9 protein-coding genes are annotated in these 6,224 nt (G+C 37.4%); 2 read left to right on the top strand and 7 right to left on the bottom strand.

Features of this window, described 5'->3' with window-relative positions; genetic code table 11:
* Positions 1-243: 243 nt before the first annotated feature.
* Complete coding sequence (locus PI85_RS19950) at positions 244-858, top strand: C40 family peptidase (protein ID WP_036124938.1); 615 nt, start codon at positions 244-246, stop codon at positions 856-858.
* A 36-nt stretch (positions 859-894) separates the two neighbouring features.
* Here PI85_RS19950 and PI85_RS19945 read toward each other — a convergent pair whose 3' ends face one another.
* Both PI85_RS19945 and PI85_RS19940 read right to left on the bottom strand, forming a co-directional pair.
* Positions 895-2,085, bottom strand: a complete 1,191-nt coding sequence (locus PI85_RS19945) for an MFS transporter (RefSeq protein ID WP_036127806.1) — start codon at positions 2,083-2,085, stop codon at positions 895-897.
* Between the two features lie 5 nt (positions 2,086-2,090).
* Complete coding sequence (locus tag PI85_RS19940; protein ID WP_008181866.1) at positions 2,091-2,489, bottom strand: MarR family winged helix-turn-helix transcriptional regulator; 399 nt, start codon at positions 2,487-2,489, stop codon at positions 2,091-2,093.
* Positions 2,490-2,652: 163 nt separating this feature from the next.
* On the opposite strand from PI85_RS19940, the gene PI85_RS19935 reads away from it, so the two are divergent.
* On the top strand, positions 2,653-3,207 hold the full coding sequence (locus PI85_RS19935) for a DJ-1/PfpI family protein (protein WP_036124936.1): 555 nt from the start codon (positions 2,653-2,655) through the stop codon (positions 3,205-3,207).
* A 35-nt stretch (positions 3,208-3,242) separates the two neighbouring features.
* Here the strand turns inward: PI85_RS19935 and PI85_RS19930 are convergent, their stop codons facing one another.
* From PI85_RS19930 to PI85_RS19915, 5 genes are all read right to left on the bottom strand, one after another.
* Positions 3,243-3,563, bottom strand: coding sequence for a DUF3889 domain-containing protein (locus PI85_RS19930; RefSeq protein ID WP_036124933.1), 321 nt, complete (start codon positions 3,561-3,563; stop codon positions 3,243-3,245).
* Positions 3,564-3,651: 88 nt separating this feature from the next.
* Positions 3,652-3,783, bottom strand: coding sequence for a hypothetical protein (locus PI85_RS25100; protein WP_004269370.1), 132 nt, complete (start codon positions 3,781-3,783; stop codon positions 3,652-3,654).
* A gap of 22 nt (positions 3,784-3,805) precedes the next feature.
* The gene (locus PI85_RS19925) at positions 3,806-4,030 is read right to left on the bottom strand and encodes a hypothetical protein (RefSeq protein WP_025115069.1); all 225 of its coding nucleotides are present in this window, start codon (positions 4,028-4,030) and stop codon (positions 3,806-3,808) included.
* A 128-nt stretch (positions 4,031-4,158) separates the two neighbouring features.
* Positions 4,159-4,995, bottom strand: coding sequence for a type II pantothenate kinase (gene coaW, locus PI85_RS19920; RefSeq protein ID WP_036124931.1), 837 nt, complete (start codon positions 4,993-4,995; stop codon positions 4,159-4,161).
* A gap of 416 nt (positions 4,996-5,411) precedes the next feature.
* Complete coding sequence (locus tag PI85_RS19915; protein WP_008181884.1) at positions 5,412-6,146, bottom strand: SDR family NAD(P)-dependent oxidoreductase; 735 nt, start codon at positions 6,144-6,146, stop codon at positions 5,412-5,414.
* Positions 6,147-6,224: the final 78 nt, after the last annotated feature.

The following is a 6,224-nucleotide window of genomic DNA, read 5'->3' as shown; positions in this document are numbered from 1 at the left end:
GGGTTTTGTCCCAGCCTCTTATTTGGTTTTCTCCCTTCGTATTTAAACCATTTGTTCTCCAATTAGATCAAACTTCAGCAGGTTATTGTTTACCTCCAAATAGCCCTAAATCATCAGAAAAAAACCATGTTCATCCCATTCTAAAAAGTCTCAACATTGTTATTTTATTGACATCTAACTGTAATAATATGATGTTAAAATCATTTTTGTATTAAATTTTAACATTATAGGAGGAAAGAAAGCATGAAGAGCAGTAAAAAGTATCGATGGGGCATGAAATTAGCGGCATTGGCATTAAGCACATCCGTACTTTTTTCAACAGTAGAATCAGCATCAGCTGCGACCTATACCGTTCAATCTGGTGATTCTTTATGGAAGATTGCCAATCAGCACGGTGTATCCTATCAAACATTGATGAACTTAAATCATTTATCGTCTTCCAATATTTATGTTGGACAAAAATTAACGATCAATCAACAACTATCTACCACACCGAACGCGTCGTCCAAATTACTACAGGTCGCCAAGCAACAATTAGGTGTCAAATATACATTTGGTGGGGTAAAACCGAGCACAGGCTTTGACTGCTCAGGCTATATCACCTATGTCTTTAATCAAGCTGGTAAGTCAACACCACGTAAAACAGCAGCAGGATTTTATCAGTCCGCTAAAAAAGTAAGTTCTCCTCAAGTCGGAGATATCGTGTTTTTTGCTAATACATATAAAGCAGGAATTTCTCATGCCGGCATCTATATTGGCAATAATCAAATGATCAATGCTAGTAATGGAGGCGTTACTATTGCTAATATAAATAATGCCTATTGGAAAAAACATTTCGTTGGCTATGGTCGTTTATAAAAGCAAAAAAACAGTTGGGTGATCCCAACTGTTTTACTATATATTCACTACTTTTTTCGGCTTTATCTTGGCAAGACGTAGGAGATAAATGATAAAGACCACTCCTAATAATCCGGCTCCCGATAAGTAAACAGAAGCATACCCTGCCTGTACGGCTACCATTCCTAATATATAAGAACCTAGGGCAATTCCAAGATCAAACATCGTGAAATAGGTTGCTGTTGCGTACCCGCTTCGTTGGATGGCTGTTGATTGAACGGCTAAAGCTTGTAAGCTAGTTGTTACCGCTCCGTAGCCAAAGCCTACAAAAATAGCTGCACTCAAAAATAAGATAGGTCCCTCAACGAAGGCTAGCATGATAAGTCCGATAGCAAAAGAAATAATACCAGGAAGTATGACAAATTGAGGCCCCTTTGTATCATACAGTTTACCTGTATATGGACGTGTAATTAACATAGCTGCTGCAAACACGGCATAAAAAAGACTGGCAACCGCCATTAAATCTTTCTGCTGTGCATAAACCGATAAAAATGATAAAACACTTGCATAGGAAAAAGCTACTAAACTAGCGATGGCTGCAACGGGCAATGCCTTACGTTCAAATAAATCATGGAAGGTGAACGTTAATTTCCCTTTATGTGTTGGCTGCGGTAAATCGTCGGTATTAACCGTCAATGCTAAAATGCCCCCAGCTAGTATACAAATACTCATGATAATAAATAACACGTTAAAAGTGCTATATTGAATTAATAAGAGACCGATAAATGGCCCAATGACAACAGCTAGATTGGTAGACATCGTGAAATACCCTAAGCCTGCCCCTTTTCGCTTAGCTGGTACAATATCTGCAGCTAATGATCCTGCGGCTGTTGTAATAATACTAAAGAAAATCCCCTGAATAAAACGAAGACCAAGTAAAAGTCCAAATGGATGTATGAATAAATATAAAACCGTACAAATAAAATAGCCGGCTATGGATAGCACTAGCAATTTTTTCTTTCCAAACACATCTAATAATTTACCTGAAAATGGACGAACAATAATTGCTGAAAGTAAAAAACCTGACAATAATAAGCCAGCTTCCTTATCCGTTTGGTGTAGTTCACCGATGGCATAAAGCGGCAAAGTCGTTACTAGCCCATAGAAAACAAAAAAGACTGAGATATTTGTTAAAAAGAGACTAATGAACCGCTTTGTCCATATTTGTGTATTTTCCTCTTGCTGCATGTCAATCAACCTTTCATTTTTTCCAGTAATATCATAAACTGCTGCTGTTCTTCAGCCGTAAGTGATCCTACCATTTCTTCCTCAAACGCTAAAATCGTTTCTGTAATGGCTGGTAAGCGCTCATTGGCCTGTGCAGTTAAGGTTACAATTTTTTCACGCTTATCCTCCCCGTCTAATCGTTCCACCCAGCCTAAAGTTTCTAATCGTGTGATAGCTCTGGTGATGCTTGGTGCCTCTACATTTAAATATTTCCATATTTGCGTTAAGGTCATAGGACCGTTTTTATGTAAGCAATATAAAATGGTCCACTGAGAGCTATATAAATGATGCTGCTTCAAAACTTCATTTAAGCAGTTCGTTAAATACCGGCTTTTTTGGAATAAAGCATGGAATATTGGATTCATATGATCTACCTCTCGAAATTATTTACCTAGCTAAATAAACTATACGCTTCATTTTTTTCTTTGTAAAGTAACTAATTTGGCAAAAGGTCGCTCTATGCTTGCAGGAAATTTTTTGCATATGTCGAATTAACAAGGAGATTCACAATGAAAAGGAGATGGAATCATGGGGAAAAAGATTTTAATAATAGCAGGAGATGCAGTAGAAGCTTTAGAGATTTTTTATCCTTATTATCGTTGTCTTGAGGCAGGTTTTGATGTCACAATCGCTGCACCATCCGCAAAGAAATTACAAACTGTCTTACATGACTTTGTAGAGGGCGTCGATACGTATATTGAACGTCCTGCCTATAGCTTAGAGGCACATGCTTCTTTTGCAGATGTTGATCCATCACAATTTGATGGATTAATAATTCCAGGTGGTAGGGCGCCAGAATATATTCGTTTAAATGAGCATGTACCAACACTTGTTAGCCATTTCTTTGAAACCAATAAACCGATTGCCGCTGTTTGTCACGCAGCGCAAATTTTTGCTACCATCCCCGATATACTAAAAGGACGCGAACTAACAGCTTATATTGCCTGCAAGCCTGAAGTCCAAATAGCAGGAGCCACTTATATTGATGCCAATCTTCACACAGATGGAAATTTAGTAAGCGGACATGCTTGGCCAGATTTACCAGGGCTTATGCGTGAATTTATTCAAAAATTAGAGGGATAAGCATTGAGGATGCCTAAGCTTAGGCATCCCCTTTTTTATGACCGGCTTTCCTGTAATTCAATTTTTTCTACTTCTTGCGTAGAGGTTAAATAGCTAATTCTTACATGAACCCCAAATTCTTTGTCAGGTTGCTTCAGCCAAAGCTTAAATTTTTCAATGGTTGACGCCCCATGTACTTCCTTGCCCTCATGTAAATAATCCACAATCTTGGCATGAGGATACTTCCCCTTCACTTCTTCTACCGCCATCTTTCCCCATTTCGCATAGGCAGGTGTTTCTTGCTGTGCCAAAACCATCTCTGGGATATGTAATGGCACGGCAAACAGAAGTCCAAGCATTACATACACTTTTTTCACAGAAAACCCTCCTCATTAGACGGTATAGAATGATGAACCAAGTAAAAAATAAGAGCTCCAAAAGCTTTTACTTATGGAGCTGGAGTGTTTATTGTTTTGGCTGTTGAGGATTATTATGAATGACTTGGTTAAACTCTGCTGAGTATTCTTCCCGATCATTCTTTTTATGTGTATCCTCTTTCTTCTTCTTTTTAAAGCTTGTTTTTCTTTTCTTCGCCATTGCTTACACCTCCAAATAATTATTAGCTTTTTTTATTGGATTGTTGATTTTTATCATGATTCGTTTTATTGTTTTTATTTTTGGCTTTCGCATCAAATTCTGCCGCGAACTCCTCATTCAAGTTGTCATTCGGGTTGTTATTATTACTATTACTTCTATCGAGGTCTTTGCTTTTGTAGGTGCCAAAAGGATTATGCGTTCTGGCATTCATTGTTTTTTTGCTGTTTTTATTATTTCGGTTGCCCACAGATATCACCTCCTATCTATAATTTGCTCAGGTACTACCGTTTATATGAGGTCTTTTTTTCGGGCATTTTTGTAAAAAAAAAATGAACACCACTAACGCCAGTTAGTCATGTTCATTCTTATCTGTCTTTAAACAATTGTATATTCCGTTATATTTAATAATGCTCCCACAGCTCCAGAAAAGCCATGATCATTAATAAAGACAGGTGTATGCTTTTTCGTGCGTGTATAATTGGCAATTACGCGGGTAAGATGCTCATTATTGCTGAGAGTTGATCCAATATAGACGATATGCTGTGTATTTTTTTCCTCGGCATATTGAATACTTAATGTTGTAATCACTTCGCCAACAAGTCCCTGTACAGTGGCAATAATATCCTCAGCAGGATGCTTCAATGATTGTGTAATGCCCACTTTACCAAAATTACTGGCAGTTAAATGACCATCAATCGGTGTGTCCATTCCTTGATAAATGTCCTTGACCAATAAATCGATACCTTCTCGATTACCGTTAGCAGCCATTTCACGAATTTCATTATAGTCTGTAATGCCTGTTGTAAGCGCTGACAATCCTATTAATGTACCGCCACCAACGCCTGTCCCACCAACGCGTATATGTGTATTATCTTCCATATAATGTATAGAAGTTCCTGTTCCGATATTAGTAATCATACTACGTTCAAACAAGTAGCCTTCTTTATTTAATAAAAAACGAACACCTTTTAATGTAGCTTCAAATTCTACTATATAATGAATCGATTTCATCATTTTAATGACATCAAGTAATTGTTCTGTACGTCCCCCCGTCACACCAATATCCTCAATATCTGGATGGTCAATAATCCAATTTTTCACAGATAGCAAATCATTTGACGGGAAGGTTGTTAGAATAAGTTCATTGTCTTCATCTAAATAAGCAACCTTTGTCAATGTGCCACCTGCATCAATACCTATAGCCTTTGGCATACTATTCTCCTTTGTCTTTATTACGTAATCTCATCTACCTAATGACCATTACGCTAGTAGTCAGGCAACTATTTAAGTTTCATGCCTTCATTGGTGTCAAGGATTTTGCAAGGAGTTTTTTGTGTGCCAAAATCCTGACTAACTAGTTATTATACGAAACCATAATGCTTCGTACAGTCCCCCAAATCTTGTAATGACATTTTCGCCCTTTCTAAACTTTAACGCTGTTGAAATGATTGTGCAATAACTTCATAAACAATCATGAAAAAAACACGAAAATTATCAAAATTTTTCTAATCAACAGCGGAATCTTGACGAATTATAATACTTTAACATCATTCTACTAAAAAAACAAAAAAAGTGAAAATGCACTGCTTGAACACAGGCATTTCCACTTTCTTATTCTTTACTATTAATTAACGAGCTGAATAACCACCATCAATAACTAATTCAGCACCTGTAATATAAGAGGCTTCATCGGATGCTAAAAATAAGATTGCATTCGCTACTTCTTCTGGTTGACCAAGACGTCCCATTGGCGTAGTTTTTACTAACATATCCATTGCTTCTTTTGCTTCTGATAATTTTGCTGTCATCGGTGTTTCAATAACACCTGGGAATACTGTATTGACACGGACATTGAAAGCACCAAGCTCGGAAGCTGCTGCACGAGCAATAGCACGTAAAGAACCTTTAGATGCCGTATATGCATTGAAGCCTGCACCAATAATCGCAGTGTAAGATGATGTATTAACGATTGAGCCCTTTCCTGCTTCCTTCATATATTTAGCTGCATGTTTAATGCCAAGGAATGGACCAAAAGCATTGATATTATGCATGATTGTCCAGTCCGCTTGTGTAATTTCATCTGGACCTTTTTCCGAAGAAATACCAGCATTGTTAATTAAAATATCAATACGTCCATATTTTTCGACAATCGCTTTTGTCACTTCTGCCCAGTTTTCGTCAGAAGAAACATCTAATTTCATACCCTCTACATTTTCTAGCTCTGAAATTTTCGCTAGGTTCTCCTCGTTAATATCCGCTGCAATGACTGTAGCCCCTTCTTGTGCAAACAATTTTGCCATCGCTGCTCCCATTCCAGATGCTCCACCTGTAATCATTGCGATTTTATTATTTAAACGTCCCATTACTTTATACTTCCTCTCACTTGAAATTTGTCTGTCGTACTAGTATAAACCGCCCCTTTTAGACCACAATAAAAGTAT

The organism is Lysinibacillus sp. A1 (genome assembly GCF_000801965.1).
Classification (GTDB): Bacteria; Bacillota; Bacilli; order Bacillales_A; family Planococcaceae; genus Lysinibacillus; species Lysinibacillus fusiformis.
This window is presented reverse-complemented; position numbering and strand designations above follow the sequence as displayed.

Coding starts and splice junctions, on each gene's coding strand:
- PI85_RS19950 (WP_036124938.1), top strand. CDS start 244: ATGAAGAGCAGTAAAAAGTATCGATGGGGCATGAAATTAGCGGCATTG.
- PI85_RS19945 (WP_036127806.1), bottom strand. CDS start 2,085: ATGCAGCAAGAGGAAAATACACAAATATGGACAAAGCGGTTCATTAGT.
- PI85_RS19940 (WP_008181866.1), bottom strand. CDS start 2,489: ATGAATCCAATATTCCATGCTTTATTCCAAAAAAGCCGGTATTTAACG.
- PI85_RS19935 (WP_036124936.1), top strand. CDS start 2,653: ATGGGGAAAAAGATTTTAATAATAGCAGGAGATGCAGTAGAAGCTTTA.
- PI85_RS25100 (WP_004269370.1), bottom strand. CDS start 3,783: ATGGCGAAGAAAAGAAAAACAAGCTTTAAAAAGAAGAAGAAAGAGGAT.
- coaW (WP_036124931.1), bottom strand. CDS start 4,995: ATGCCAAAGGCTATAGGTATTGATGCAGGTGGCACATTGACAAAGGTT.
- PI85_RS19915 (WP_008181884.1), bottom strand. CDS start 6,146: ATGGGACGTTTAAATAATAAAATCGCAATGATTACAGGTGGAGCATCT.